Below are 26,439 nucleotides of genomic sequence, written 5' to 3'. Positions count from 1 at the left end.
GACGGCACTACCGTTCCCAACCCGACAGGGCTCCATGATCCTCGCAGCGCAGTCACACCCGGTGACCTACGGCGCTCTCGCGCTGTTGGCCGTGAGTACCGTGGTGCTGCTGTCGTCCGACATGCCGCTGTATGCGGGCGATCCGCTGCACGGGCTACCCCACGATCAGTCTCTGTTGGGCGTCGCGGGCACGACGAGCGAGCCGCTGTCGCCCGGTTTCACGCAGACCTTGAACCTCGAGCTGACCAATCCGCACGACTTTGCGGTGTCGGTGGACACGCTGGCCGTCACGCTGATCGAGGTCGATGCGCCCAATGCGACCCCTCAGCGTGGCTGCAGCCTGGCCGATTTCGCGGCCGTGCAGGTCGCGCAGAGCCTCGCGCTGACCGTTCCCCCGCAGACCACCGCGACGCTTCTGACGCTCGGCATTCCATGGGAATTCCTTCCGCAGCTCGCGATGCTCAACCCCAACGTCAACCAGGACGGCTGCAAGGGCGCCACGGTGACCTTGCAATACGAGGCCATGGGGGCGCAGCCGTGACCGGACGGCGGCTGGCCGTTGAACACGGCTCCGGGCGCAGGCGACGGATGTTCACGGGCGCGCCCGCGCGCATCCTGTTGACCGCAGCGCTCGTTGCGCTGTCGTTGACGGCCGGGCCGGTGGCCTATTCGTACTGGGCCGGGTCGGGCGGCGGCACCGGAAACGGGCGGGCCGCGACCACGGTGCCGCTGACGCTGTCGCGCGGGGAAGCCATGACGGCCACGCTCTACCCGGGCGGAGCGGCGCTGGTGGTCGTCACGGCGACCAACGCCAACCTGTCGCCGATTTACATCGGATCCCTCGCGCTGCAGTCCAGTCAGGGCACCGACGGCTTCGGCATCGACAGCGCCCACGCCGCGGCGGGATGCGCGAGCGCGTCGTTCACCTTCACCCGACAGACCACCGGCTGGACCGTGCCCGCGGCGACGACGAACGGCAGCGGCACGCTGCCGATCACGGTGCCGGGGCTGAACATGGCGGCATCCGCCAGCAACGCCTGTCAGGGCGCTGAGGTAATCGTGTTTCTGAAGGCCGACTCATGAGCGCCCACCGGCAGTCCCGCCGCCGAACCCTGCTGCTTCGGATCGGTGCACTCCCCCTGATCTTGCTGCTCGCCAGCGGGGTCGCGTGGTCGTACGTCACGGCCGGTTCCGTGGATGGTGGCTTCGGAGCATCCGCTGCCACGAGCGTCGGTGCCGGAAACGCGCCGACCGTCGGCGCGAACAAGCAGGCGATCACCGTGTCCTGGGCCGCCAGCACCCTGGCGAGCGGCGCTCCGGTGACCGCGTACACGATCACGCGATACCAGGCGACGTCGCCCTTCACCGAAGCGACCGTCGGTTCAGGCTGCTCGAGCCTCGGGCCGGTGCTGACCTGCACGGAAGCCGCCGTGACGGATGGCTCGTGGACCTACACGGTCACGCCACGCATCGGCACGAATTGGGTCGGCGCCGAAAGTCCCAAGAGCGCCGTCGTGGTGGCTGACGGCATCGCCCCCGTCAACGCAATCGCAGTGACCGCGGGCGCCGCCAGCGCGTACAAGGCCGCCGGCACGATCTACTACCGCGGCAGCGCCGCCGGTTCATTCTCACTCACCAATGCGGTCGCTGACTTCGGAAGCCGTGCGGCGTCAAGCACGACGACGGCCCTGAGCGGCAACGGCTGGACGCACACGGCAACGACGGTCTCGGCGCCGACGTACGGCCCCTATGTCTCCGGGGCCTTCACCTGGACGGCGGGCACGACCGCTTCGCCCACCGAAACCGTGACGGGCCTCGATCTGGCCGGCAACTCCACGGCCACCACACTGACGCTCGTGAACGATTCGACCGCGCCTACGGGTGGAGCGCCGGTCTACGGTACGAGCCAGTCGACCCGGTCGGTCGTCATCACGAACAGCGCAGCGGATGGCGGCTCCGGCATCACGACGCAGCAGCTGCAACGCTTTGCCGCGCCGCTGACGAGTGCGGGGCTGTGCGGCAGCTACGGGACCGCCGTGAACATCGGTACCGCGGCCCCGGTGACCAGCTACACCGACAGCAGCGTGTCGAGCGGCTGCTACCAATACCAGTACGTGCTGACCGACAATGTGGGCAACACGGTCACGGCGCTGAGCTCGACAATCACCGTCATCAGCTACGCCGCGGTCGTGGCCACGGCGAGCCTGGGTCAGTGGCGGCTGGGCGAGAGCTCGTCGGCGACATCGTCGGACACGTTCTCCGGCACGGCAGGAAGCCTGCTGACCACACACGACGGTGAAGTCGGAGCGAAGTGGACCAAGAACACCGTCGAATCGACGACGGATGCCGTTTTCACCGACGCCGGACGCATTCGTAAGAGCGGCGCAGCGACCGCGCGTGCCATGTACACCAGCTCGGGCCTTCCGAGCAGTGCGGATTACCGGGTCGAGGCCGATATCTACATTGCGTCGAAGGTGCCGCACGATGCCATCGGCGTCGTCGGGCGGGTCGATCTCTCGACAACGAGTTATTACGCGGCCGTCTACTATCAGGGCACCGGAACGGCCGCCGGAACGTGGCAGCTGGTCAAGGTCACGAGCAACAGCGGCATCACCCAGATGGCCACTGTTGCGGCCAACCTCACCGCCGGGCAGACGTACCGGATTGCCCTCAATATGAGCGGCAGCCTGCTCACGGTGTACGTCAACGGCACGCAGATACTTTCAACCAACGAAGGTTCGATCACGGCGGCGGGGCGCGGCGGCTTTGACCTGGGATATGACACCGTCACGACCGCCACGAATTCCACCGGCGCGCACCTGGACAACTTTCAGGTTCTGTCGGCAACGACACCGGCCGCCGCCGACAGCAAGGGCACGAACCACGGAACGTACACCAACGACGTGGCGCTCGGCGTCGCCGGCGCGATTGCGAATGACAGCAACACGGCCGCGCAGTTCGACGGGGTCAACGACTATGTGAGCATCGCCCGGCAGGTTTCCGCCGCCTTCTCGATCGAGTTCTGGTTCAGGTCCACGCAGAATCAGGGGTCGACCGCGACGTGTGCTTCGGGTTGGTGGCAGGGGGCCGGCCTCGTCGATGCTTTCGTGAGCACCACCTCGACCCAGGATTTCGGCGTCTCCCTCTGCGCCAACGGGCAGGTGCTCGCGGGAACGGGCACCACAACGATCCGTTCTGCCGCCGGATTGAACGACGGAACGTGGCATCACGTTGTATTCACGCGCGCGGCTAGCGGTGCCGGTACCCGCACGCTCTACGTCGACGGGGTTCAGGCAGCCTCCGGCGCGGGAACGACGGCGGCCCTGACGGCTGCGGCCTCGGTTACATTCGGTCGGTTGCAAACGGGGGCCAACTACTTTGCCGGAACGCTCGACGAAGTCGCGATCTCGGCGTCGGTGCTCGGCGCTGCCGATGTCTCCACCCATTACTCGCTCGGCACCGGACCGGTCATCGACTCCGTCGGGCCGACCGGCGGCTCGGTCGACGCGACGACGGCCGGTTTCGTCGCGTCGACACGCTACGCGGCGTCCACCGCCCTGAGCATCGCGTTCGCGCCCGGAACGGATGCGAGCGGGCTCGCGACGAGCGGCGCCACCCTGGCGCGGACATCCGCTTCCCTGAGCAACAACGTCTGCGGCGCCTACGGCAGTACCTTCACCACCATCGCCCTCGACCCGGCGCCGTCCCCCGTCAGCGATACGGTGACCGACCAGAGTTGCTACCGGTATCGGTACACGGTCGTTGACACGCTCGGCAACTCGGCCGACTATCTCAGCCCCGACATCAAGGTTGACCTCACGCCGCCGTCGACACCGACGCTGACCCCGGCAGCGGTCTCCGACTCGTACTGGAACGGTTCGACGATGTATTATCGGTCGGCCGCGACGGCCGGGTCGTTCATGGTCACGGCGGCGGCGACGGATGCGGCCTCCGGCCTGGCCGGCTACACGTTCGCCCTGCCCGCCGCGTCAGGGTGGTCGTCTGCGGCGGGCGTTCTCGGCGTCAACACGTACGCCTGGACGACCGGCGCGACCGGCACGAGCGCCGCTGTGGCGGCCGTGAACAACGCGGCCGCGGCATCCGCTTCTGCAGGCTTCGCGCTGGAGGCCGATACGACCGGCCCCACGGCCGGTTCGGTCAGCTATACCAACGGCGACACGGCCAATCGTTCCGTGACCGTGACGACCGTCAAGGGCCTGGACGGCCAATCCGGCCTCGGGGCCGCGTATCTTTATCGCACCATGGCCCCCCTGACGGGAAGTGTGTGCGGCACCTACGCGGCAGCCACCCTGGTCGCGACGAATCCGAGTCCCAGCTATGTCGACTCGACCCTGATCGCCGGGAACTGCTATCGGTACCAGTATCGCGTCGACGATCTCGTCGGCAATGCCGGTACGTACGCCACAAACACCAACGTCGCCGTCGCTCATCGGGGTGCTTACCTGCGATTCGCCGAGGCATCAGGAACCTCCCTCGGCGACACGAGCGGCAATGGAAATACGGGCACGCTTCGGGGCGGCACGACCTGGACGACCAGGGCCACCGGCAACCCGGCACTCAGCTTCAACGGAACCGGTTACGTTGACATTCCGCGGGCGGTCATCGATACCAGCCAGAGCTACACGGTGTCCGCGTGGGTCAAACCGGCCTCGAACACCGGATACCAGACCTATCTGAGCGTCGACGGCGGCGCCATCAGTCCCTTCTATCTGCAGATGCTCGATGGCAACTTTCAGTTGACGCTGCGTTCCTCGGATTCGACGGCGTCCACCCCCGTCACCGTGACACGCCCGACGGATGCCGTCGCTGGCACCTGGTACCACCTGGCCGGGGTGTACAACAAGACCGCCAACACACTCACCCTGTACGTCAACGGGGTGTCTCAAGGCTTTGCTACGGCTCCCAGCGTGTGGACCGCAACGGGAAACTCAGCCGTCGGTCGAGCCCGCTGGAACGGCGCCAGCGTCGACTACGTCACTGGGTCCATGGACGACGCCCAGTTCCTGGACCGCGCGCTGACCTCAGCGGAGGTTCTCGCCCAGTTCAACGCAACCAGATAGCCTGGCGCGGTGCGGCATCTGAGCTACGCGGCGCGGGGGGAGCGCAGTTCGCGCTGAACGAGCAGCGCGAGCTCGCGCAGCAGGGCGCGGTCGACGTCGGTCGCGGGTCGGGGCTCGGGGTCGAAGACGCACAGCGCTCCGATGCGTTCGCCCGAGGGCGACTCGATCGGAAAGCCGGCATAGAAGCGGATGCGCGGGTCGCCGAGCACGAGCGGGTTCTCGCGAAAACGCTCGTCGGCGTGGGTGTCGGCGACAATCATCGGCCCGCGCCCCTCGATCGTGACCGCGCAGAACGACGCGCTGCGCGGCAACTCCTGCGCCTCCATGCTGACGCGGGCCTTGTGCCATTGCCTGTCGTGGTCGATCACGGTGATCGCCGCGCTGCGGGTGTGAAACATCCGCTGTGCCAGTTCGACGATGCGGTCGAAACGCGGCTCGGCGCCGGTGTCGAGAATGCCGAGCCCGTCAACGGCCCGCTGGCGAGCGGCCTCCGCGGCTGCCGCATCGCTCTGCGCGAGAGCGACGGATGCCGCCGCCGCGTCGCTGATGTCGACCCGCCCCGCGCTCAGGGCCGGCGCGAGGCGCTGGGCGATCGGAACCGCCCAGTCACGGTAGTCCTGCGTGGTGCGGTGGCGATCGACTGACACCGTGGCGAGGGGCGAGAATGGCAAAAACTGGGTGCGCGCAATCGTGGCGCAGAGCTCTGCGCTCAGCGCGTTCAGGTACCCGGCGTGGCGGTCGGCGATTCCACCGAGCACCGTGTCGAGAGAGGGCACCCCTCGAATCGAATGGATGCCGAGCACGAAGACGGTGGTGCTCTGCGACGAGACCCGCTCGAGATGCTCCAGCAGGGTGCGCAGCTGGGCGGTCCAGTCTCGCCCCGACGTGAGCGCGAGGGCGTCGTTGATGCCGAGCGTCACGACGACCGCATCGAAGCGGGAGAGTTTGCGGGGCCGCACGGCCGCGAGGGCGTCGAGGGCGGACATCCGCTCACCCGCGACGACGTCGACGTCGACCCCGCGCCCGGTGCGGGCGGTGAGGTTGCGAGCGAGCGCGCCGGCCAGGCCAAGGTCGTGGCTCGTGACGCCCCAGCCGAGCGCCGGACCGCAGCCCAGCAGCAGGATGCGGTCGCTGTCGATGCCGGCGGAGTGCACCTGCGGCGCATCGACCGGCCGGGGCACGGAGCGAAAGTTGCGGTCGACGACGACGGAGTAGGCGCGCATCACCGGGACAAGCATCGCGCGAACGATTTCGCGGGTGTAGTGCTGCATCTGTTGCCCCTTGACCGGGGCCTCGGTGCTGCCCGTTGGTTCAGTTTCCCCCTATTCGGGGGGAACGGGTAGCGCAGAACATGGATTCGGTGCGGATTCGGTGCGATTTCGGTGCGATTTCGGTGCCGGGCGGCTGCCGACGCGGTCAGAGCAGGGCGGCGACGAGGTGCGCGACCGTGAAAATGGTGAGGCCGGCGAGGGCGCCGACGACGGTGCCGTTGATGCGGATGAACTGCAGGTCGCGTCCCACCTGCAGCTCGATCTTGGCGGCGGTTTCGGCGGCATCCCAGCGTTCGACCGTCTCGGTGATCACGCCGGCGATCTCGTGCCGGTAGGTCTGCACGAGGTGGCTGGCGGAATCCGCAAGCCATCGATCGACGCGGGCGCCGAGCACCGGGTCGGCGGCAAGTCGGCCGCCGACGTCCACGATCGTCGAGCGGATGCCGGCACGCAGCGGGCTCGCAGGGTCGGCGAGCGCCTCACCGAGCGAGGCCTTCACCGATTCCCAGGTCTCCCCCGCGAACTCCCGCAGCCGGGCACTGTCGAGCAACTCCAGCTTCAGTGACTCGACCCGGGCAATCATGGCCTGCTCGTGCTGCAGGTCATGCATGAGCTCCTGCAGGTAGCGGTCGATCGCTTCGCGCACCGGATGTTGCGGCTCGGCCCGGGCACTCGCCACGAATCCCAGCACCTCGCGGTAGGCCTTGTCGTCGACGAGCTTGTCGACGAAGCCCGGTACCCAGCTCGGCAGTCGCCGGGACACGGCCCGACCAAAGGCCTCCGGGTGTTCGCGCAGCCAGCCATCGGCCTTGTCGAGCAGCAGGTCGACGGCCGCGTGCTGTTGCCCGGAGTCGACGAGCCGTTCGCCGACCCGGCCAAGGCTCGGGCCCCACTCGGGCCTGACGAGGTGTTCGCGGGCGAGCGATTCGATCAAGTTCTGGATGTTCTCGTCGCCGAGCAGCGAGAGCACGCCCTGACCGGCGACGGCGAGCTCGTCACTGAGTCGTTCGGCGTTGCTCGGGGTTTCGAGCCAGGCACCAAGCCGTCTCGAGATACCGACCGATTCGAGCTTGCCGCGCACGACGCTCTCGCTGAGAAAGTTGGTCTCGACGAATTCACCCAGGCTCGCACCGATCTCATTCTTGCGGCTGGCGATGATGTTGGTGTGCGGAATGCGCAGGCCGAGCGGGTAGCGAAACAGTGCGGTGACCGCAAACCAGTCGGCGATGGCGCCGACCATGGCGCCCTCGGCCGCGGCGCGCACGTACTGCAGCCACGGATACTGCTCCTGCAGGGCGAACGACACGGTGAAGATGAGGGCTGACAGACCGAGCAGGGCGAGAGCCAGGCGCTTCATGCGGATGAGCGCGGTTCGGCGGGCGGCGTCGCCCGGGGTCAGCGCAGACGGGGTGGCTGTCGCGGGGAGTTCGGGTCGCTCGGGCAGTTCGGGTGCCTCGGGCAGTTCGGGTCGCGGGGGCGCCGCATGTCTCGGGGCGGTCGAGCCCGTCGGGCGAGAAGCGGGCGAGCCCGAAGCGTCGGAGGTGAGCACGCGCACGAGTTTAGCCTGACCCCGCGACGGGGGCCGCGGCGGGGCATCCGTCGCCGAACCATGCGCTCGTGGGCCCATGCGCTCCCGGGCGCAGGTTAGATTCGCGGGCGCAGGTTAGAACCTGCGCCCGCGAATCTAACCTGCGCCCCGGTGGCGGGGCGGCTCAGGCGGTGAAGCCGGCGGGACGGATGCCCCAGCGCACGGTCCAGGACTCCCCCGGCTTCAGCCAGTGCAGGCCAGCGCCCGAGTTGAAGGCGTCGGCGGGGGCCGTCATCGGCTCGATCGCCACGGCCTGCCCGCGCACCGGCTCCGCAGCTGTGCCCGCGCCGGCGCTCGCGCCAGTGCCACTCGTGGAGTGCACGGGGAAGTTTCGCGGCGTGTACACCTGCACGAAGCGCATGTTCTCGTCACCCCACAGGGTGACGCTGCGGCCGTCGGGCGCGGTCAGCGAGTGCTCGCCGCGCAGCCCCTCCGGGGCATCCAGCACGTCGACATCGGCGAAACCGTCGTCGAGAGTGAGGGTGTCGACCCGAACCCCCGCGCGCAGGTCGTGCGGCGTTCCGTCCACCGGGCTCTGCCCGATCGGATTCAGCCGCTCGTCGACATCGATGTGCGTCGCCGCGGCGACCCGCAGCACGAGATCCCCGGTGGGCACGTCACCGATCTTGAGGTACGGGTGGCTGCCGATGGCGACCGGGGCATCCGTCTCGCCGGCGTTACGCAGGATGTGGGTGACGGTGAGGCCGGTCGGGCCGAGCGCATAGGTGACGGCCGTTTCCAGGTGGAACGGGTAGCCCGACTGCGGAAAGACGGTCGCGCCGAGGGTGACCGAGCTGCCGGTGAAATCGAGTTCGTGGTACGGCGTGAATCGCAGCAGGCCGTGGATTGCGTTGTGGCGCACGGGTTCGGTGAGCGAGAGCTGGCGGGCCACACCGTTCTGGGTCCAGGCGCCGTCGCGAATGCGGTTGGGCCACGGAACGAGCACGATTCCGGCGGCCATCGGGGGTTGAACGGCGACCGGGAATGTTTCCACGAGGTCTATTCCGCCCACGGAATACGCGCGGAGGCCGGCGGCGACCTCGGTAATCGTGGCGCGCGCGGCCCCGGCGGGGGTTGTCGCGGTCAGTTCGTACTGCATTCCGGTGGCTGCTGGCATGGGATCAGCCTAGGGGTGCCTCGGCGGGCTGCAGCACGGTGAGGCCGGCATCTCGCAACGCGACGAGCGCGAGCGGATCGGCCGCGGCATCCGTGACGAGGGTGTCGAAGGCGGCGAGCGGGCCGACCCTCCCGAGGTGCACCCGCCCCAGCTTGGAGCCGTCGGCGACCACGACAACCCGTTCGGCGGCTTCGAGCATGAGGGTCTTCACGCCGGCCTCCGGCAGGTTGATGTTGGTCACGCCGCGCTCCACGTCGACGCCGTTGCAGCCGATGAAGGCGAGGTCGGCGTGCACCTGGGCGAAGACGGCCGCGGCGAGCGGCTCTACGAGGGAGTGTTGCAGCGGGCGCAGCGACCCACCGGAGACGATGACGGTGAACCGGGGTATTGCCGCTTCGAGCTCGAGGGCGATACTGAGCCCGTTGGTGATGATGACCACGTCGTGCAGTTCGGCTCGGGCGATCAGTGCCCGGGCGATCGCGAGGGTCGTCGTACCCACATCGAGGATCACGCTCTGCCCGCTCTCGACCAGACCGGCGGACAGGGTTCCGATCTGTTGCTTGGGCACGACGGATGCCGCGAGCGACTCCTCGAACGAGAACTCGCGTTGCCGCGGGGTCACGACGGCACCGCGCAGGGGGCTGTGCTCCCGGTCGGGCACGGGAACGGCGCCGCCGTGCACGCGGCGCAGTGCCCCGGCGGCGACCAGCGCGTCGAGGTCGGCACGCACGGTGACGCTCGAGACGCTGAAGGCGTCGCGCACCTCGCTGACGCGCACGAAGCCGCGCTCGGCGACGAGTTGGTGAATTTGCTCACGACGCAGCGCGGCCGGCAACGCTACGGGTGGTGTGACGGGGACAACCATTCACCTAGTTTCGCTTAGTTGGCTTTATTTCTCAATACGAAAGTTGTGGTTTCGTGAACGCAAATCCGCTACGGTGAGAGGGCCATGACCGAAACCACTGCCGCACCCGTCGCGCCCGCCTTTGTCGCCGAGGCGGGCATCGCTCGTCAGACCCACAGTCTCGCGGACGGCCGCGACCTCTTCTACTTCGACGACCCTGACACGAGTCTCGCGCCACACCGCGAACCCGACCGGCGCGATCTCGGGCCACGCCCGGCAACCGCCCGGATGCGCCAGGACGTGCTGACCGGGGACTGGGTCTCCATTGCCGAAGCCCGGCAGAACCGTGTGTTTCTGCCGCCGGCGAACCTTGACCCGCTCGCGCCGGCCACGGCCGCGAACCCCTCCGAGATTCCGAGCAACTACGACGTAGCCGTCTTTGAGAATAAGACGCCGTCGTTTGGGCCACTGTTGAACGACGAGAACGCGCCGGCCAACCTCGCCGAACTCAGCGAAATCGGCTTGGAACGAACCCGAACGAGCGTGGGCCGCTGCGAGGTCGTCTGCTTCAGCCCTGAAAATGAGGGCTCTTTCGCCACCCAGACCGTGGTGCGCGCCCGCACGGTGATTGAGGCCTGGGCCGAACGAACGCATGCCCTGTCGGGCATGCTCGGCATCGAGCAGGTGTTCCCGTTTGAGAACAGAGGAGAGGCAATCGGAGTGACCCTGCGGCATCCGCACGGCCAGATCTACGCCTACCCCTACGTCACACCGCGCACCCAGCGCGTGCTGGCCTCCATCGAGGCCTACGGCCCCACCCTGTTCGCCGACATTCTGGCCACTGAACTCGCCGGGCCGCGGGTCGTGCTGCGCGGGGAACACTGGACCGCGTTCGTGCCGTTCGCGGCGCGCTGGCCGGTGGAGGTGCACATGCTGCCGAACCGTCAGTTGCCCGACCTCGCCGCCACGACGCTCGCCGAACGCGACGAACTCGCGGTGCTCTACCGGCGACTGCTGCGCGGCATCGATGCGCTCTACCCAGAACCCACTCCCTATATTGCCGCCTGGCACCAGGCGCCGGTGCGGGTGGGGCGGGCGGACATCCGTCTGATGCTGCAGGTGACGAGCCCGCAACGCTCGGCCGACAAGCTGAAGTACCTCGCCGGATCGGAGGCGGCCATGGGCGCCTGGATCGGGGACGTGGCGCCCGAGCAGGCGGCGACCGCGATTCGCGCGGCGATCGACCGTGCACAGGCAGCGGATGCCGCGGGCCCGGCCGTCTACACAGGCACCGGCACCGGCACCGGCACCGGCACCGGCACAGACTCCGACTCCGACGCGGGCGATGAGCTCGATGCCGAGACCCGCCGATGAGCCCGCTGCACCAGGCCGCCCTCAGTGCCGTGCAGGCCGGCTTCGAAAGCCGATTCAACCATGCTCCCGCCGGAATCTGGTCGGCGCCCGGGCGGGTCAACCTGATCGGTGAGCACACCGACTACAACGGTGGCTTCGTGCTGCCGTTCGCCATCGACCGCCGCACGGTCGTGGCCCTCTCCACCCGCACCGACCGCACGGTGCGCGTGGCGAGCTCGTTCGGCGGCGAGGCGGTCGAGATGTCGCTCGACGAACTGTTTCCCGAGAACTTCGCCGGTTGGTCCGCGTATCCGCTCGGCGTGGCATGGGCCCTCGGCCAATTCGGCGCCGACCTCACGGCCATGCCCGGCTTCGAAGCCTACATCGACTCCGATGTGCCGATCGGGGCCGGCCTGTCGTCCTCGGCGGCGATCGAAAGCGCCGTGGCGCTCGCGCTCAACGATGTGTGGGGCCTCGGCCTCGACCGGGCAACCCTGGCCAAGGTCGGCCAACTCGCCGAGAACCGGGCGGTAGGCGCACCCACCGGAATCATGGACCAGTCAGCATCGCTGCTCGGGCAGGCCGACTCCGCCGTGTTTCTGGACTGCCGCAGCCTCGAAGCCGAGGTGATTGAGCTCGGCTTCGATCCGGCGGGTCTCGAACTGCTGATCATCGACACCAAGGTCAGCCACGACCACGCGACCGGCGGTTACGCGGCGCGGCGCACGTCATGTGAGACCGGTGCCCGGCTGCTGGGAGTGCCGAGCCTGCGCGAGGTGCACGTCGACGACCTTCCGCGCGCCGCCGATGTGCTCGACGACGAGACGTTTCGTCGGGTGCGCCACATCGTGACCGAGAATCAGCGTGTCCTCGACACCGTGCGCGCCCTGCGCGTGCTCGGTCCAGGCACGATCGGCCCCCTGCTCGACGCGTCCCATCTGTCGATGCGTGATGACTTTGAGATTTCGGTGCCGCAGCTCGACCTCGCGGTCACGACCGCGCGCGGCGCCGGCGCCATCGGGGCACGCATGACCGGGGGTGGCTTCGGCGGTTCGGCCATCGCGCTCGTGCCGCGTGACCTGATTCCGGCGGTAGCTGTTGCCGTGCAGGCGGCATTTGCTCTCGACGGCTACGCCACGCCCGACACCTTCGTGGTGCGCGCGGCAGGCGGGGCCGCGCGCGAGGCCTGACGCGGGGCACCATCAGGGTGGCGCGCATGGGGCTCTCCCGCGCGGCCCGGGTCGCCCGGGTCGCCCGGGTCGCCCGGGTCGCCCGGGCGCACGTTACAATCTGCGCCCGCGTACCGAACCTGCGCCCGGGCATCCGTCGCGGCCGGCCGGCCGGCCGCACTAACGGGCCCGCAGGCGGTGAGTGGCCTCGATGCGCTGGCCCCAGAACGTGCCGACGATGATGAGCGCCGCGCCGACGGCGCCGAGCACGCCGAGGGTCTCACTGCCCAGCGACACGCCCACGAGCACCGCCCAGATCGGCTCGGTGCCCATGAGCAGGCTCGCCCGGGCCGCCGAGGTGCGCCGAATCGCCCACATCTGGGCCAGAAACGCGAAGACGCTGCAGGCCAGACCAAGGTAGAGCACCCCGAGCCAGGCCGCGAGGTCGAACGTCGTGACGGCCGCCACGAGCCCCGGCAGGTCGAACGCGGTGAACACGACGGCACCCACGAACGCCTGCGGCAGCGTGAGGGTGATCGTGCTGTCCGGACGACCGCGGGTGAGGTGGCCCATCATCGTGACGTGCAGTGCTCGCACGAGCGCGGCGGCGAGAATCAGCACGTCACCGACGTTCGGCGCCTGAAAGCCGTTACCCGACACGAGCAGGGCCACCCCGACGACCGCGAGCACCGCGGCCACGAAAAAGGGGCGCGGCAGCCAACGGCGCGCCGCAACCGACTCGAGCACCGGCGTGAGGATGATCGTGAGGCTGATGATGAGGCCCGCATTCGTGGCCGAGGTGAATGCCACTCCCTGCGTCTCCAGCCAGAGGATGCTCGACTGCGTCACCCCGAGCAGCACGCCGACCCCGAGGGCGCGACGGGAGGGCATCCGTTCACGCCGCACCATCCAGACGATGACGAGGGCGAGGGCCGCGACCAAGAAGCGCAGCGCGAGCACGGCAGTGACACTCGCCTGGTCGGTCAGCACCTTCGCGCTGAGATAGCTGCCGCCCCAGACCACGGCAACGAGCAGCAGCACGAGGTCGACTCGATAGCGCCCAAGAACTGGCGGGCGCGGGCGGGTCAGGGTCGAGATCGTCGTCATGGGGCAAGCGTGGCGGGCGGCATCTATTAAGTCTAGATGCCACTTTGTGAACGGATGCTTTAGCCTGAACTTATGCAAATTCGCCAACTGGCCGTGCTGCGCGAACTCGGCGACCGTGGAAGCGTGGCGGCCGTCGCCCGGGCGCTGCACGTGTCTTCCTCGGCCGTGTCTCAGCAGCTCAGCGCGCTGGAACGCCACGCGGGCGTCGCCCTGACCGAGAAACGCGGGCGCCGACTCGCGCTGACCCCGGCCGGAGTGGCCCTCGCCGCGGCCGCGGCGGAGGTCTCGACGGCCATCGCGCGGGCCGACGAAGCGGTAGCGCGGTTTCACAGTGATTCGGGCCTGCCGGTGACGCTCAGCGCCTTTCACAGCGCCGGCCTCGCCTGGTTCGGGCCGCTCATCGCCCGCCTCGGACAGCTCGGCGGGCCCACGGTCGAATGCGGGGACGAAGACGTGGCGCGCGAGCACTTCTCGGCGCTCGTCGCCGACTACGACCTCGTGATCGCGCACCGGGTGCCGCACGAGCAGACGTGGCCGGCGACCGTCAGCGTGACCCCGCTGCTGCGTGAGCCGCTGGACGTTGCCCTGCCGGTCGGGCACCGGCTCGCGGCGCAGGCGAGCCTCTCCGTCGACGACGTGCGGGGCGAGGCGTGGGTCACCGGGCACCCGGGGTATCCGCTCGCGGAGGCCGTCAACGTCGTCGCGGCGGCGGCCGGCCAGCCACTTCGCGTTGCGCACCACATCAATGAGTTCTTTGTGGCGGCATCCGTCGTCGCGACCGGGGCGGCGATCGCCCTGCTGCCGCGGTACACGATGGCGCCGCGGCAGGGATCGGGCGTGGTGCTCGTGCCGTTCCGTGAGCTGAGGGTCGCACGCCAGATCGATGTACTGAGTCGGCCGGAGGCTCTCGCGCGGGCCTCGGTGCGGCGGGTGCTCGCCGAACTCGTGGCCGTGGCCGAAGCCAGCAGGCTGCCCAGTAGGCTGACGCCATGACCGTTGACTCCGCAGCCCGCCTCATTTCACTCCCCGACCTGCCCGCGCCGAGCGTGGCCGACTCCGCCTTCGTGGCGCCCGGCGCCGTGATCGTGGGACACGTGATTCTGCACGACCAGGCCAGCGTCTGGTACAACACCGTGCTGCGCGCCGAAAGCGAGGCCATCACGATTGGTGCCCGCTCCAACCTGCAGGACAACGTGTCGTGCCACGTCGACCACGGCTACCCGCTGACCCTCGGCGAGGGCGTCTCCGTCGGCCACGGCGCGGTACTGCACGGCTGCACCATCGAAGACAACGTGCTCGTCGGCATGGCGTCGACGATCATGAACGGCGCCGTCATCGGCACCGGCTCACTCGTCGCGGCCGGAGCGGTCGTGCTCGAGGGCACGATCGTGCCGCCCGGATCCCTCGTGGCCGGGGTGCCGGCCAAGGTACGACGCGAGCTGAGCGACGACGAGATCGCCGGCATCCGTCACAACGCCGACAATTACCTCGGGCACAAGGCCGCTCACGAGGCCGCCCTGGCCTGATCTGCCGGGCATGTGCCGACGGATGCCGCGGACCGGCTCGGCCCCGTGGCATCCGGTGATCACTGTGGCTCGTGGCTAACGCGGCCCGTGGCTAATTCAGGAGATCGTCGGCCGCGCGGGGCCCGGACCCCGGAGTTGCGCGGTCGCGGCCGGCAGCACTGGCCGATTTCCTGAATTCGCCACGGCGCCGGCCAGGTCGCCCTGCGGGCCGCCCGGCCGGGCCAGTTGGCCGACGCCGCCGGCTGCCCGGCCGCGGCGAGCCGGATTCGGCTTACGCGGTGAGGGACTGCTCGGCGGCCTTGACCACGTTGCTCACGAGCATCGCGCGGGTCATCGGGCCGACGCCGCGCGGGTTCGGCGACAGGTAGCCGGCGACGGATGCGACGTCGGGGTGCACATCGCCGAGCAGTCGGCTCTTGCCGCCGTCGACGCCGGCAACCCGGGTGATGCCCACGTCGAGCACGGCCGCGCCGGGCTTGACCCAGTCGGCCTCGATCAGGTGCGGCACGCCGACGGCGGCCACAACGATGTCGGCGCGGCGCACCTCGCCGGCCAGATCCACGGTGCGGGAGTGGGTCAGGGTGACCGTCGCGTCGAGGCCCTTGCGCGTGAACAGCAGCCCGAGCGGGCGGCCAACGGTGAGCCCGCGTCCGACGACGACAACCTTCTGGCCGACGATCGGCACCGAGTAGCGGCGCAGCAGCTCGACGATTCCGGCCGGGGTGCAGGGCAGCGGCGACCGCAGATTGCCCTCGATGCCGAGTACCAGACGACCGAGGTTGGTCGGGTGCAGGCCGTCGGCGTCTTTGGCCGGGTCGATCAGCTCGAGCATCGCGTTCTCGTTGTGGCCCACCGGAAGCGGCAGCTGGATGATGTAGCCGGTGACCTCGCGGCTCGAGTTGAGGTCCTTGATCGCCGCACGCACGTCGGCGCTCGTCGCGGAGCCGGGCAGGTCGATGCGCAGGCTTTCGATGCCGACCTCGGCGCAGTCCTTGTGCTTGCCGGCGACGTACAGGCGCGATCCCGGGTCGTCACCGACGAGCAGGGTGGCAAGCCCTGGCACGACGCCCTGGGCGCGCAGCGCGACAACGCGGTCGCGCAGCTCGGACTTGAGAGCGGTCGCGGTGGCGACACCGTCGAGGGTAATGGCCGTCATGGCTGGTTCCTAACTGTGTTTCAGAAGCGGGCGATCGGGTCGCGGCCGTCGAGTTCGCGCGTACCATTCGACGGAGATTGACCGGCAAGACGGCCCACAACATCCGTTTACCGATGTTGAGAGGTCTCACTCCGTCGAATGGTACGGGGGCGAGGGTGTGTTACTGCTGCAGGCCGGTGTAGAGCGGGAAGGCCTGGGTGAGCACGCCGACGCGGGCGCGCAGGGCGGCGACGTCGGCGCCGGGCTTGAGGGCCTCGGCGATGACGTCGGAGACCTCGGTGAACTCAGCGTCGCCGAATCCGCGGGTGGCCAGGGCGGGCGTGCCGATCCGGAGGCCCGAGGTGACCATCGGCGGGCGCGGGTCGAACGGCACCGAGTTGCGGTTGACGGTGATGCCGACCTCGTGCAGGGCATCTTCGGCCTGCTGGCCGTTGATCTCGGAGTGGCGCAGGTCGGCGAGCACGAGGTGCACGTCGGTGCCGCCCGTGAGCACGTCGATGCCGTGTGCCTTCGAGTCGTCGGCGGTGAGGCGGGCCGCGAGGATGCTGGCACCGCGCAGGGTGCGCTCCTGGCGTTCCTTGAACTCCGGCTCGGCGGCGAGCTTGAACGCGGTGGCCTTGGCGGCGATCACGTGCATGAGCGGGCCGCCCTGCTGGCCGGGGAACACGTTCGAGTTGAGCTTCTTCGCCAGCGCCATGTCGCGCGAGAGGATGAAGCCCGAGCGCGGGCCGGCGAGGGTCTTGTGCACGGTGCTCGACACGACGTCGGCGTAGGGCACGGGCGAGGGGTGCAGGCCGGCGGCGACCAGCCCGGCGAAGTGGGCCATGTCCACCCAGAGCAGGGCGCCGACCTCGTCGGCGATCGCGCGGAAGGCCTCGAAGTCGAGGTGACGCGGGTACGCCGACCAGCCGGCGATGATCACCTTGGGCTTGTGGGCGATCGCGGCGTCGCGTACGGAATCCATGTCGACGCGGAAGGTCTCGGGGTCGACACCGTAGGCGACCGGGTTGTAGAGCTTGCCGGAGAAGTTGAGCTTCATGCCGTGGGTGAGGTGGCCGCCGTGGGCCAGTTCCAGGCCGAGGATGGTGTCACCGGGCGTGGCAATGGCGGAGAGCACGGCGGCGTTCGCGGTGGCGCCGGAGTGCGGCTGCACGTTTGCGTACGCTGCGCCGAAGAGGCTCTTGGCACGGTCGATGGCGAGCTGCTCCGCAACGTCGACGTACTCGCAGCCACCGTAATAGCGGCGGCCCGGGTATCCCTCGGCGTACTTGTTGGTGAGCACGGAGCCCTGCGACTGCAGCACGGCGCGCGGAACGAAGTTCTCGCTCGCGATCATTTCGAGGTAGTCGCGCTGACGTCCGAGCTCCTGCTCCAGAACGGCGGCGATCTCGGGGTCGACAACTTCGAGGGGTTCGTTGAAGGTCGATTTCAGAGCGGTAGCGGAATCAGGCACGGAGTTCTCCTTAATAAATGGATGTTGCGGCCCAGGCGTGCGGCCACTAACCGTGTCAGTCGCTCCCCAATGGTGACCCATCTTCGTGCTACGCCAGTTGCGACTCGGCCAGCATATCAGCCGTCAACCGGGAATAGCGTCGGGTGCTCTGCCGTTAGGATTTATATACATGCAGACGCATTGAAATTTGGAGGCTGGTATGCAGTTCGGAATCTTCACGGTCGGAGACAGAACCACGGATCCCACCACGGGTGACACCCCGACCGAGAACGCCCGGATCAAGGCCATGGTCGCCATCGCCCAGAAGGTAGAGGAAGTCGGTCTCGACGTCTTCGCCACCGGCGAGCACCACAACCCGCCGTTCGTCCCGTCGTCGCCGACCACCCTGCTCGGCTACATCGCCGGGCAAACCTCCCGGATCATCCTCTCGACCGCGACGACACTGATCACCACGAACGACCCGGTCAAGATCGCCGAGGACTTCGCCATGCTGCAGCACCTCGCCGACGGCCGAGTGGACCTCACCCTGGGTCGCGGCAACACCGGCCCCGTCTACCCGTGGTTCGGCAAGGACATTCGCGAGGGCATTCCGCTCGCGCTCGAGAACTATGCCCTGCTGCGCCGGCTCTGGCGCGAGGAGTCCGTCGATTGGGAGGGCCAGTTTCGTACTCCGCTGCAGGGATTCCAATCCACCCCGCGGCCGCTCGACGGCGTGCCTCCTTTTGTCTGGCACGGCAGCATCCGCAGCCCTGAAATTGCCGAGCAGGCCGCGTACTACGGCGACGGGTTCTTCTCAAACCACATTTTCTGGCCGGCCTCACACACCGCGAAGATGGTGCGGTACTACCGTCAGCGCTTCGAGCACTACGGCCACGGCACCGCCGCCCAGGCCATGGTGGGGCTCGGCGGCCAGGTGTTCATGAGCAAGAACTCCCAGGACGCCAAGCGCGACTTTCGCCCGTACTTCGACAACGCCCCGGTCTACGGCAACGGCCCAAGCATGGAGGACTTCACCTCGCAGACCCCGCTCACCGTCGGCAGCCCGCAGGAGGTCATCGACCGCACCCTGGGGTTCAGGGATTACGTGGGCGATTACCAGCGCCAGCTCTGGCTGATGGACCACGCCGGCCTGCCGCTGAAGACCGTGCTCGAGCAGCTCGATCTGCTCGGCGAGGAGGTCGTGCCCGTGTTGCGCCGCGAGTTCGCGAAGAACCGGCCGGCCACGGTACCGGATGCCCCCACTCACGAATCCCTGCGCCTCGCCCGGGTGGCCGCGACGGTTCCCGCTGCCGCGGGGCGTGACGACCTCGACACCGCCGCGGCCATCGCGCCGGCCCACACGGGTGCCGCATTCGGTCGGGCCCGTGCCTGAGCCGACCGTGCGCACCCTGGCCGTGGTCTCGGCCGGCCTCAGCCAGCCATCGTCGACCCGGCTGCTTGCCGACAAGCTCGCCACGGCGACGCTGACACGGCTGCACGACGAGAACGTCGAGACTCGGTTGCTCACCTTCGAGCTGCGCGACTACGCGCAGGATGTGATGAACAACATGCTCACCGGGTTCGCCAGCCCGCGGCTGCAGACGATGATAGACGCCGTCACCACGGCCGACGGCCTGATCGCCGTGACGCCGATCTTCACGACGAGTTACAGCGGCCTGTTCAAGTCGTTCTTCGACGTGCTCGACAACCGCGCGCTCACCGATCAGCCGGTGCTGATTGGGGCGACCGCCGGCACGGCGCGGCACTCGCTCGCCCTCGATTACGCGCTGCGGCCGATGTTCACCTACCTGCACGCCGTCGTCGTGCCGACCTCGGTGTTCGCGGCGTCGGAGGACTGGGGCAGCGGTGACGGCCGTGGTCGCGTGGCGACGCTGCCGGCGCGCATCGAACGTGCCGCCGGCGAGCTGGCCGCACTCGTCGCCCGGTCCGACCGCTCCGCGCGGGTGCAGGATCCGTTCGAGCTGCCCGCCGGCTTCAACCCCGCCGGCTCCGGCCTCTCCCGATAGGGTTCAGCCTCGATCGAGAGCGGATGCGGGAGGTCGCGGCACTTGTCGTGCGAGCCGGCACTGAGTGCAAGGAGTGCCCGCTTGCACAACGAGTGCCGCCAGTCACCTCGCGGGTCGGCTCGCTCTCGTAGCACTCGTGAGCTCTCGTAGCACTCGATCTATCGAGTGCACGCCGACCTGACGAGTGCCGCGAGGCCGCGGGCGACGCGGCCGCCTCAGTCGGGTGCGCGGCGGTCGCGCAGCTCATCCACGATGAGCAGTTCGGGGTGCAGGTGCTCGGTGTCGTACGCGGCCCGGCCCACGAGATGCGCGGCCATGGGTGCCGTCAGCGCCTGGAACACCACGATCGCGACCACGAGGGTCACGGTACCGACCGAGAGATTGTTGATGGCGACATCCGCTGTCACGGCCATCAGGCCGAAAATCTGCGGCTTGGTCGCCGCGTGCAGGCGCGAGAGCACGTCGGGAAAGCGGATGAGTCCGACCCCGGCCGCAAGGCACATCGCGGCCCCCGCGAGCACCAGCACGGCCGTGACGATGTCGTGCGTGAGAACGCTCATGCGCTGTCCCTGGCCGGCAGAAACCGGGCGACGCTGAGCGAGCCGAGCACCGCGAACAGGGCGAGCACGAGCAACACCGGCAGGGTGTCGGTGTGCCGGTTGAGCGCCATCTCGGCGCCGAGGGCGCAGATGATCGTCGCGACGAGCACGTCGGAGGCGATGACCCGGTCGAGCACGCTCGGGCCGACGACGATGCGGTACACGGCGCAGAGCGCGCCGACGGCGAACATCGCGGAGGCGACCACGGCCACAATCTGCAGCATCATGAGAGTCCCTTCTTCAGAGGCCTGTCGGCGCGGGCCGCGCGCCGGGCCGACAGCCGATTTTCAGGGCGGACCCCGCGCATCCGCTCGACGTCTTCGCGGGAACCGAAACCGCGCACGATGCGTCGTTCGGTGTCCAGAACCTGACGGCGGAAGCGTTCGATGTCGCGGGCGCTGTGCATGTTGAGCACGTGCAGGAACAGGGTCGACGACTCCCGATCGATGTCGACGACGATCGAGCCGGGCACGATCGAGGTGGCGACGGCCGTCCAGGTCAGAATCAGGTCGCTGCGGGTGCGGAGTTCGATCGCCAGAATCGCGTTGCTGGTGGTCAGACCCGGCTTGACCGCGAGCCAGGCCACGTCGACCGAGGCGCGCACGATGTCCCGCAGCAGGCGCACGAAAAACACGAGGGTGTGCCACGGATGCAGCCGCCCGCTCAGTTGCACCGGCACCAGGTAAAACGCGACGGTCACGATGAGGCCAACACTGAGGCCGACCAGCAGGTTCAGCCAGCTGAACTCGCCCCAGAGCAGCATCCACAGCACGATCAGGGCGATCAGCGGCGGAATCTGGTTGCCGACCGCGGCCAGGCGTTCCCGCGGGGTGCTCACTCGGTGCCGCCCTCGAAATTGGTGCCACGATTGGTGCCCTCGATGTAGCCGGTACCGTTCGGGAACACGGCGTCGATGTACGTCGACGGCGAGCTGATGTTGGCGGCCGCCCGCGCAGTGAGCTCGAAGATCGGCCCAGCGAACACCGACAGGCCGAGGGTCAGCACGAGCATCGACGTCGTCGCCCCGATCATGAGCGGGGAGATCGTCTTCTTCAGCACGATGCCCTCATCCTGCGGGTCTTCGACGAGCGAGGCCGACATGGTCGACGTGAAGTCGGCGACCTCTTTCTTCGGTCGCCAGAACGCCATGTTCCAGGCCCGGGCGAGGGCATAGAGGGTGAGCAGCGAGGTGAGCGCGCCGGCGCCGATCAGCACGTAGATGATCGGGTCGCCGAGGATGGTGCCGGCCTGGAACAGGGCGATCTTGCCGAGGAACCCGGAGAACGGCGGGATGCCGCCGAGGTTGAGCGCGCCGAGGAAGAACAGGATCGCCACCAGCGGCGCCGATTTCAGCAGGCCGCCCAGTCGGGACAGCGAGGTCGTGCCGCCGACCCGATCGATCAGCCCCGCCGCGAGAAACAGCGTCGTCTGCACCGTGATGTGGTGCACCACATAGAAGATCGTCGCGGCGATCGCGAGCGGCGTGCCGATGGCGATACCGAACAGCATGTAGCCAATGTGGCTCACGAGCGTGAACGACAGCAAGCGCTTGATGTCGGCCTGGGCGAGGGCGCCGAGAATGCCGACGAGCATGGTCAGCGCCGCGACGACCATCAGCGGCACCGAGAACTGGTTCTCGGGAAAGAACAGCGTCTGCGTGCGCAGGATGGCGTAGACGCCAACCTTGGTCAGCAGTCCCGCGAAGACGGCCGTGACCGGCGCCGGCGCGGTCGGATACGAGTCGGGCAGCCAGAACGACATCGGAAAGACCGCGGCCTTCACCCCGAAGGCGATCAGCAACAACAGCCCGAGGATCAGCTGCACGTCGCCGGGGAGCTGCGGCATCCGCTCGGCGATCAGGGCGAGCGTGACGGTTCCGGTCGCGCCGTAGATCAGCGCGATCGCGCTGAGAAACAGCAGCGACGACACCAGGCTCACGACGATATAAGTGATGCCGACGCGGATGCGCGCTCCCGTGCCGCCGAGGGTCAGCAAGACGTAGCTGGCCGAGAGCAACATCTCAAAGCCGACGTACATGGTGAAGAGGTCGCCGGCGACGAAGGCGTTGAACAGCCCGGCCGCGAGCACCAGGTAGGTGGGGTGGAAGATCGAGACGGGGGCTTCGGCGTCACCGTCGATGATGCCCTGGCCGACCGCGAAGATCAGCACCCCGAGCAGCATCAGGGCGGCGATCAGCAGCATGATCGCCGAGAGCCGGTCGACGACGAGCACGATGCCCCACGGCGCCTCCCAACCGCCGACCTTCACCACGGCCGGGCCGGTCCGGTCGACGGCCACGAGCAGCACCGCGCTCATCACCGCCGCCGCGCTGAGACTCATGATGCTCACGATCACCTGCAGCCGGCGGCGCTGACCGAGCATCAGGGCGATCGCGGCGCCGAGCAGCGGCAGGGCCACGATCAGGGGTACGAGGGCGGTCATCGGGAGCCCTCCTCGCCGGGGCGGGTGGCGCGGTCTTGGTCGGCGGGTTTCGGAGCGACGACGACTGGAGGCGCGTGCCGGGGTGCATCCGCCGCGTGCGCCGCGGCGCCGGCAGCAGCGCCGGTGCCTTCCTCGTCGCTGTGGGCGCCGTCACCGCGTTCGAATTCGTCGATCGATTCGGCGATGGCGTCGTCGTCGTCGGACGAGGAGCGGAAGGTCTCGTCGACCTCGGCCGGTGTCTCGGCCGCGTGCTCGTCGGTGAGGGTATCGCCCTCGTCGCCGAGCTGCGCAAGCCACCAGGATCGGTAGATCAGGGCGAGCAACAGTGCGGTGATGCCGAAGTTGATCACGATCGCGGTGAGCATGAGCACCTGCGGGATCGGGTCGACCATGCTGTCGTCGAGGCTCGTGCCGGTCACGATCGGGGAGCTGCCCGGGCGGCCGCTCATGATGAAGATCAACAGGTTGGTGGCGTTGCCGACCAGCAGGAAACCGATCAGCACCCGGGTGAGGCTGCGTTCGAGCATCACGTAGACACCGGCCGCGTACATGACGGCCATCACGATGACCAGGGTCAGGGACGCGCTCATCGGGTGGCCCCCTCGGTCTCGGTCTCGGTCTCGGGTCTGGGTTCGGGCGCAGGTTCGGGCGCGGACGACGGTGCCGGCCGCGGGCCGATCTCGGCGGCCTCGCTCTGCCGGTCGATCTCGCTGCCGAGGCTGCGCAGAATGTCGTAGCTCAGGCCGATCACGACGAGGTACACCCCAATGTCGAAGATGGTCGAGGTGCCGAACGACAGGTCCCCGAGCACGGGAACGGTCGCGGTGACGTACGCCGATTCGAGGGGAATCCCGTCGAAGAACAGCGAGACGACGCTCATGCCCACGGCGAGGATCACGCCGAGGCCGAGGATCTTGCCCGGGTCGATCGGGGCGGCTTCGCTGAGCTCGTACCGTCCGCCGGCCAGATATCGTGCGACGAGGGCGAGGCCGGCGAGCAGGCCGCCGGCGAAGCCACCGCCCGGCAGGTTGTGGCCGGCGAAGAGCAGGTAGATCGACACGATCATGGCGGGGTGAAACAGCAGCCGCACCAGCACCTCGATCAGGATCGAGCGGCTGCGCGGGGCGTTCTTGCGGCCGGCGAGCAAGAATGCCTGGCGGCTGACGGCGTGGCCCTCGCTCGAGAGTTCCGGGTCGGGCACCACTCGGCGGCGGTTGGCGACCGAGCGCAGGCTGCGGGACTCCTTGAGTCGCGGCACGACGGCATTGCGCCCGGACACGAACAGCAGGCTCGCCACGCCGGTCGCGACGACGATGAGAACCGACACCTCACCCATGGTGTCCCAGGCTCGAATGTCGACGAGCATCACGTTGACGATGTTGTCACCGTGGCCCTCGTCTACCGACAACCGCGGCAGAGCGCCGGCGATGCTCTCGAACTGGCGGGCACCGAGCGAGATGACGCCGATCGTGCCCATCACCAGACCGACGAGTCCGCCGATCAGTAGGCGGCGCTTACGGCGCACGGGCTTGTTGTGCTGGGCGATGTTGGCCGGCAGGCGGCGCAGCACGAGCACGAAGATCACGAGGGTGATCGACTCGACGAGCGCCTGGGTGAGGGCAAGGTCGGGCGCCCCGTGAAAGGCGAACAGGGCCACGAGGCCATAGCCGGTGACGCCCGCGAGGATGACCGCGGTCATCCGCTGCCCGACGCGAGCGGCCATGATCGCGCAAATGCCCATGATCAGGGCAATCACGACCTGGCCTGGGTAGTCGTAGAGCACAACGGCGTCGGGCCAGGTGCGGTTCACGAACGCCGCGAAGCCGAGCGCGAGCACGAAGACGACGAGGATCGTGCCGAGGTACTGCGGCAGGCCGCCACGCTGGGCGAAGTGGGTGACCCGCGCGGAGATCCGGTCGACGCCACGGATGGCTTTGCCGTAGCCGCGGCCGGCATCGACGTAGTCGGGCACTTTCGCCTGCAGTCGGGCGACGCGGCGGCGGCCGGCGAACATCAGCACGCCGAGCAGAACCACCGCGGCACTGAGGAACAGGGCCGGTTCGAGGCCGTGCCAGAGCGCCAGGTGGTACGGCGGCTCCGTGAGGGTGCCCACGCCCGGAACCGTGTCGGCGTACGGCGCGAGCAGCGGGTCGAGCGCCGAGGCGAACAGACCGAGGCCCACGGTAGCGACGGTGAGCACGCCCGGCGCGAGCAGGGTGTCCCAGGGGCTGGCGTGCAGCACGGTGTCCGGCTGTTCGCGGCGGGTGCCGAATGCGCCCCAGAAGAAGCGGATGCTGTACGCCACCGTCAAAACGGAACCCACGGCCGTTCCCGCGAGGGCGATATACCCCCACGGGGAGCCCCCGAGCCCGGCGTCGAGCAGCGAGGTGAAGACCGCTTCCTTGGCGACGAATCCAAACAGTGGCGGGATCCCCGCCATCGACGCGACGGCGATGAACGCGATGACCGCGAGCGCCGGGGTACTGCGGCCGACCCCCGAGAGCTTGCGCCAGTCGCGGGTGCCGGCGCGGTGGTCGATGACGCCGACGACGAGAAACAGGGTGGCCTTGTAGAGGGCGTGCGCGAGCAGCAGTGCGGCACCGGCGAGGGCGGTGTCCCGAGTGTTGAAGCCGACCGCGATCATGAGAAAGCCGAGCTGGCTGACCGTGCCGTAGGCAAGCAACAGCTTGAGGTCGTACTGCCGCAGCGAGCGCCAGGCACCGACGAGCATGGTCCAGGTGCCGAGCGTGACGAGCACCGGCAGCCAGCCGTCACTGTCGGCGTAGCCGGGCGCGAGCCGGGCGACGATGTAGATGCCGGCCTTGACCATGGCGGCGGCGTGCAGGTACGCGCTGACCGGGGTCGGCGCGGCCATCGCGGCGGGCAGCCAGAAGTGGAACGGCACCAGAGCGCTCTTGGAGAGAGCGCCGACGAGCACGAGCAGTACGCCCCAGGTGCCGATCGGGCCGGCGACCGGGTTTTCGACGATGGCGGCGAGGCTCGTGGTGCCCGCGCCGACGGCGAGCATCACGACGCCGACGAGCATCACTAGGCCGCCGAAGGTCGTCACGATGAGGGCCTGCAGCGCGGCGCCGCGGCTCTCCCGTTTGCTCGTGTAATGCCCGATCAGCAGGTAGGAGAGCACGCTCGTGATCTCCCAGAACATGAACATGATCACGATGTCGTCGGCGGTGACGAGGCCGTACATGGTGCCGGCGAAGGCGAGCAGCACCGCGGCGAACCGGCCGAGACTGGGTTCGTCGTCGGTGAAATAGCGAGCGCAGTAGATGAGCACGAGGGCGCCGATTCCGGTCACGACCAGAGCGAGCAGCCAGGCGAGGGTGTCGACGCGGAACGAGAAATTGATGCCGAGCTGCGGGATCCATGGGATGAACTGGGTGACGGCGCCGCCGGCGGTGACGGCAGCGGTCTGCGTGAGCGTGTAGGCGAAGGCGCCGGCCGGCAGCAGGGCGATGACGTAGAACACGCGAGTGCCGAGCAGCCGGGTGAGCCAGGGGGTCAACACCGACAGAACCAGGAAGGCGAGGAGGAATTGTGCCATGTACGCCTCCAGGCTTGTCAGGTCGGGGTGTGAAGGGCTAGTCTACCCGACCGCAGGGGCCACCCACACGGGGCGCCGCGAAAGCTCCCACCCCCGACCTCCGATAGCGATGCGGGTGAACCGGGGCCAACCGGCGCGCGGAGTAGGGTTGCGCTATCCCCCGGC

The 26,439-nt window shown here is 68.7% G+C and carries 22 protein-coding genes and 1 riboswitch; of the genes, 9 read left to right on the top strand and 13 right to left on the bottom strand.

Translation table 11 applies throughout. The annotated features are described in order from the left end of the window. Positions 1 to 34 precede the first annotated feature (34 nt). Genes E3T55_RS13655 through E3T55_RS13645 form a run of 3 tightly spaced genes read left to right on the top strand, consistent with a single transcriptional unit; the run spans position 35 to position 5,081 of the window. Positions 35 to 541 carry a hypothetical protein gene (locus E3T55_RS13655; RefSeq protein ID WP_134520117.1) on the top strand — a complete coding sequence of 169 codons (507 nt, stop codon included), beginning with the start codon at positions 35 to 37 and terminating at the stop codon, positions 539 to 541. Beyond that, positions 538 to 1,083 carry a hypothetical protein gene (locus E3T55_RS13650; RefSeq protein WP_134520116.1) on the top strand — a complete coding sequence of 182 codons (546 nt, stop codon included), beginning with the start codon at positions 538 to 540 and terminating at the stop codon, positions 1,081 to 1,083. Before E3T55_RS13655 ends, E3T55_RS13650 begins: the two co-directional genes overlap by 4 nt. Next, a complete protein-coding gene (locus E3T55_RS13645) occupies positions 1,080 to 5,081 on the top strand; it encodes a LamG domain-containing protein (RefSeq protein WP_134520115.1) in 4,002 nt (1,333 codons plus the stop codon). The genes E3T55_RS13650 and E3T55_RS13645 overlap by 4 nt, the downstream gene beginning before the upstream one ends. A gap of 23 nt (positions 5,082 to 5,104) precedes the next feature. Here the strand turns inward: E3T55_RS13645 and E3T55_RS13640 are convergent, their stop codons facing one another. From E3T55_RS13640 to E3T55_RS13625, 4 genes are all read right to left on the bottom strand, one after another. Next, positions 5,105 to 6,352: a GAF domain-containing protein gene (locus tag E3T55_RS13640; RefSeq protein WP_134520114.1), complete on the bottom strand. Its 1,248-nt coding sequence runs from the start codon at positions 6,350 to 6,352 to the stop codon at positions 5,105 to 5,107. Positions 6,353 to 6,497: 145 nt separating this feature from the next. After that, the gene (locus E3T55_RS13635; RefSeq protein ID WP_241993060.1) at positions 6,498 to 7,901 is read right to left on the bottom strand and encodes a DUF445 domain-containing protein; all 1,404 of its coding nucleotides are present in this window, start codon (positions 7,899 to 7,901) and stop codon (positions 6,498 to 6,500) included. A 163-nt stretch (positions 7,902 to 8,064) separates the two neighbouring features. Continuing rightward, positions 8,065 to 9,057 (bottom strand): aldose 1-epimerase family protein, encoded by a 993-nt coding sequence (locus E3T55_RS13630; RefSeq protein ID WP_134520113.1) that lies wholly within the window; start codon positions 9,055 to 9,057, stop codon positions 8,065 to 8,067. 4 nt (positions 9,058 to 9,061) lie between these two features. Next, the gene (locus tag E3T55_RS13625) at positions 9,062 to 9,922 is read right to left on the bottom strand and encodes a DeoR/GlpR family DNA-binding transcription regulator (RefSeq protein WP_134520112.1); all 861 of its coding nucleotides are present in this window, start codon (positions 9,920 to 9,922) and stop codon (positions 9,062 to 9,064) included. A gap of 84 nt (positions 9,923 to 10,006) precedes the next feature. On the opposite strand from E3T55_RS13625, the gene galT reads away from it, so the two are divergent. Together galT and galK are read left to right on the top strand one after the other, a co-directional pair. After that, positions 10,007 to 11,275 (top strand): galactose-1-phosphate uridylyltransferase, encoded by a 1,269-nt coding sequence (gene galT / locus E3T55_RS13620; protein ID WP_134520111.1) that lies wholly within the window; start codon positions 10,007 to 10,009, stop codon positions 11,273 to 11,275. Further along, complete coding sequence (galK, locus tag E3T55_RS13615; protein WP_134520110.1) at positions 11,272 to 12,444, top strand: galactokinase; 1,173 nt, start codon at positions 11,272 to 11,274, stop codon at positions 12,442 to 12,444. Before galT ends, galK begins: the two co-directional genes overlap by 4 nt. Before the next feature lie 159 nt (positions 12,445 to 12,603). Here galK and E3T55_RS13610 read toward each other — a convergent pair whose 3' ends face one another. After that, positions 12,604 to 13,530, bottom strand: coding sequence for a DMT family transporter (locus tag E3T55_RS13610; protein ID WP_134520109.1), 927 nt, complete (start codon positions 13,528 to 13,530; stop codon positions 12,604 to 12,606). A gap of 72 nt (positions 13,531 to 13,602) precedes the next feature. Between E3T55_RS13610 and E3T55_RS13605 the strand changes: the two genes are divergently transcribed. Both E3T55_RS13605 and E3T55_RS13600 read left to right on the top strand, forming a co-directional pair. Next, a complete protein-coding gene (locus E3T55_RS13605) occupies positions 13,603 to 14,523 on the top strand; it encodes a LysR family transcriptional regulator (protein WP_134520108.1) in 921 nt (306 codons plus the stop codon). After that, positions 14,520 to 15,056 (top strand): gamma carbonic anhydrase family protein, encoded by a 537-nt coding sequence (locus E3T55_RS13600; RefSeq protein WP_134520107.1) that lies wholly within the window; start codon positions 14,520 to 14,522, stop codon positions 15,054 to 15,056. The genes E3T55_RS13605 and E3T55_RS13600 overlap by 4 nt, the downstream gene beginning before the upstream one ends. Before the next feature lie 271 nt (positions 15,057 to 15,327). Here E3T55_RS13600 and E3T55_RS13595 read toward each other — a convergent pair whose 3' ends face one another. Further along, positions 15,328 to 16,212 (bottom strand): bifunctional methylenetetrahydrofolate dehydrogenase/methenyltetrahydrofolate cyclohydrolase, encoded by an 885-nt coding sequence (locus E3T55_RS13595; RefSeq protein ID WP_134520106.1) that lies wholly within the window; start codon positions 16,210 to 16,212, stop codon positions 15,328 to 15,330. 160 nt (positions 16,213 to 16,372) lie between these two features. Beyond that, entirely contained in the window at positions 16,373 to 17,665 is a 1,293-nt protein-coding gene (gene glyA, locus E3T55_RS13590; protein ID WP_241993059.1) for a serine hydroxymethyltransferase, read from the bottom strand. A 22-nt stretch (positions 17,666 to 17,687) separates the two neighbouring features. Then, positions 17,688 to 17,776: riboswitch (ZMP/ZTP riboswitch) on the bottom strand. Between the two features lie 88 nt (positions 17,777 to 17,864). Between glyA and E3T55_RS13585 the strand changes: the two genes are divergently transcribed. Together E3T55_RS13585 and E3T55_RS13580 are read left to right on the top strand one after the other, a co-directional pair. Beyond that, positions 17,865 to 19,037: an LLM class flavin-dependent oxidoreductase gene (locus tag E3T55_RS13585; RefSeq protein WP_134520104.1), complete on the top strand. Its 1,173-nt coding sequence runs from the start codon at positions 17,865 to 17,867 to the stop codon at positions 19,035 to 19,037. Then, positions 19,030 to 19,671 carry an FMN reductase gene (locus E3T55_RS13580; RefSeq protein ID WP_166791791.1) on the top strand — a complete coding sequence of 214 codons (642 nt, stop codon included), beginning with the start codon at positions 19,030 to 19,032 and terminating at the stop codon, positions 19,669 to 19,671. The genes E3T55_RS13585 and E3T55_RS13580 overlap by 8 nt, the downstream gene beginning before the upstream one ends. A 215-nt stretch (positions 19,672 to 19,886) precedes the next feature. On the opposite strand, the gene mnhG is transcribed toward E3T55_RS13580, so the two are convergent. From mnhG to E3T55_RS13550, 6 genes are read right to left on the bottom strand one after another with little or no spacing between them, the layout of a single operon-like run. Further along, entirely contained in the window at positions 19,887 to 20,231 is a 345-nt protein-coding gene (gene mnhG, locus E3T55_RS13575; protein WP_134520102.1) for a monovalent cation/H(+) antiporter subunit G, read from the bottom strand. Further along, positions 20,228 to 20,497, bottom strand: coding sequence for an MrpF/PhaF family protein (locus E3T55_RS13570; protein WP_338145130.1), 270 nt, complete (start codon positions 20,495 to 20,497; stop codon positions 20,228 to 20,230). The genes mnhG and E3T55_RS13570 overlap by 4 nt, the downstream gene beginning before the upstream one ends. Further along, positions 20,494 to 21,108, bottom strand: coding sequence for a Na+/H+ antiporter subunit E (locus E3T55_RS13565; protein ID WP_134520101.1), 615 nt, complete (start codon positions 21,106 to 21,108; stop codon positions 20,494 to 20,496). Before E3T55_RS13565 ends, E3T55_RS13570 begins: the two co-directional genes overlap by 4 nt. After that, positions 21,105 to 22,712, bottom strand: a complete 1,608-nt coding sequence (locus E3T55_RS13560) for a Na+/H+ antiporter subunit D (protein ID WP_134520100.1) — start codon at positions 22,710 to 22,712, stop codon at positions 21,105 to 21,107. Before E3T55_RS13560 ends, E3T55_RS13565 begins: the two co-directional genes overlap by 4 nt. Further along, positions 22,709 to 23,302, bottom strand: a complete 594-nt coding sequence (locus tag E3T55_RS13555; RefSeq protein ID WP_134520099.1) for a sodium:proton antiporter — start codon at positions 23,300 to 23,302, stop codon at positions 22,709 to 22,711. The genes E3T55_RS13560 and E3T55_RS13555 overlap by 4 nt, the downstream gene beginning before the upstream one ends. After that, a complete protein-coding gene (locus E3T55_RS13550; protein ID WP_134520098.1) occupies positions 23,299 to 26,274 on the bottom strand; it encodes a Na+/H+ antiporter subunit A in 2,976 nt (991 codons plus the stop codon). The genes E3T55_RS13555 and E3T55_RS13550 overlap by 4 nt, the downstream gene beginning before the upstream one ends. Positions 26,275 to 26,439 lie beyond the last annotated feature (165 nt).

It is taken from the genome of Cryobacterium frigoriphilum (assembly GCF_004403305.1).
Taxonomy (GTDB): Bacteria; Actinomycetota; Actinomycetes; order Actinomycetales; family Microbacteriaceae; genus Cryobacterium; species Cryobacterium frigoriphilum.
The sequence above is the reverse complement of the archived record's forward strand: the minus strand, read 5'-3'. Positions and strand labels throughout refer to the sequence as shown.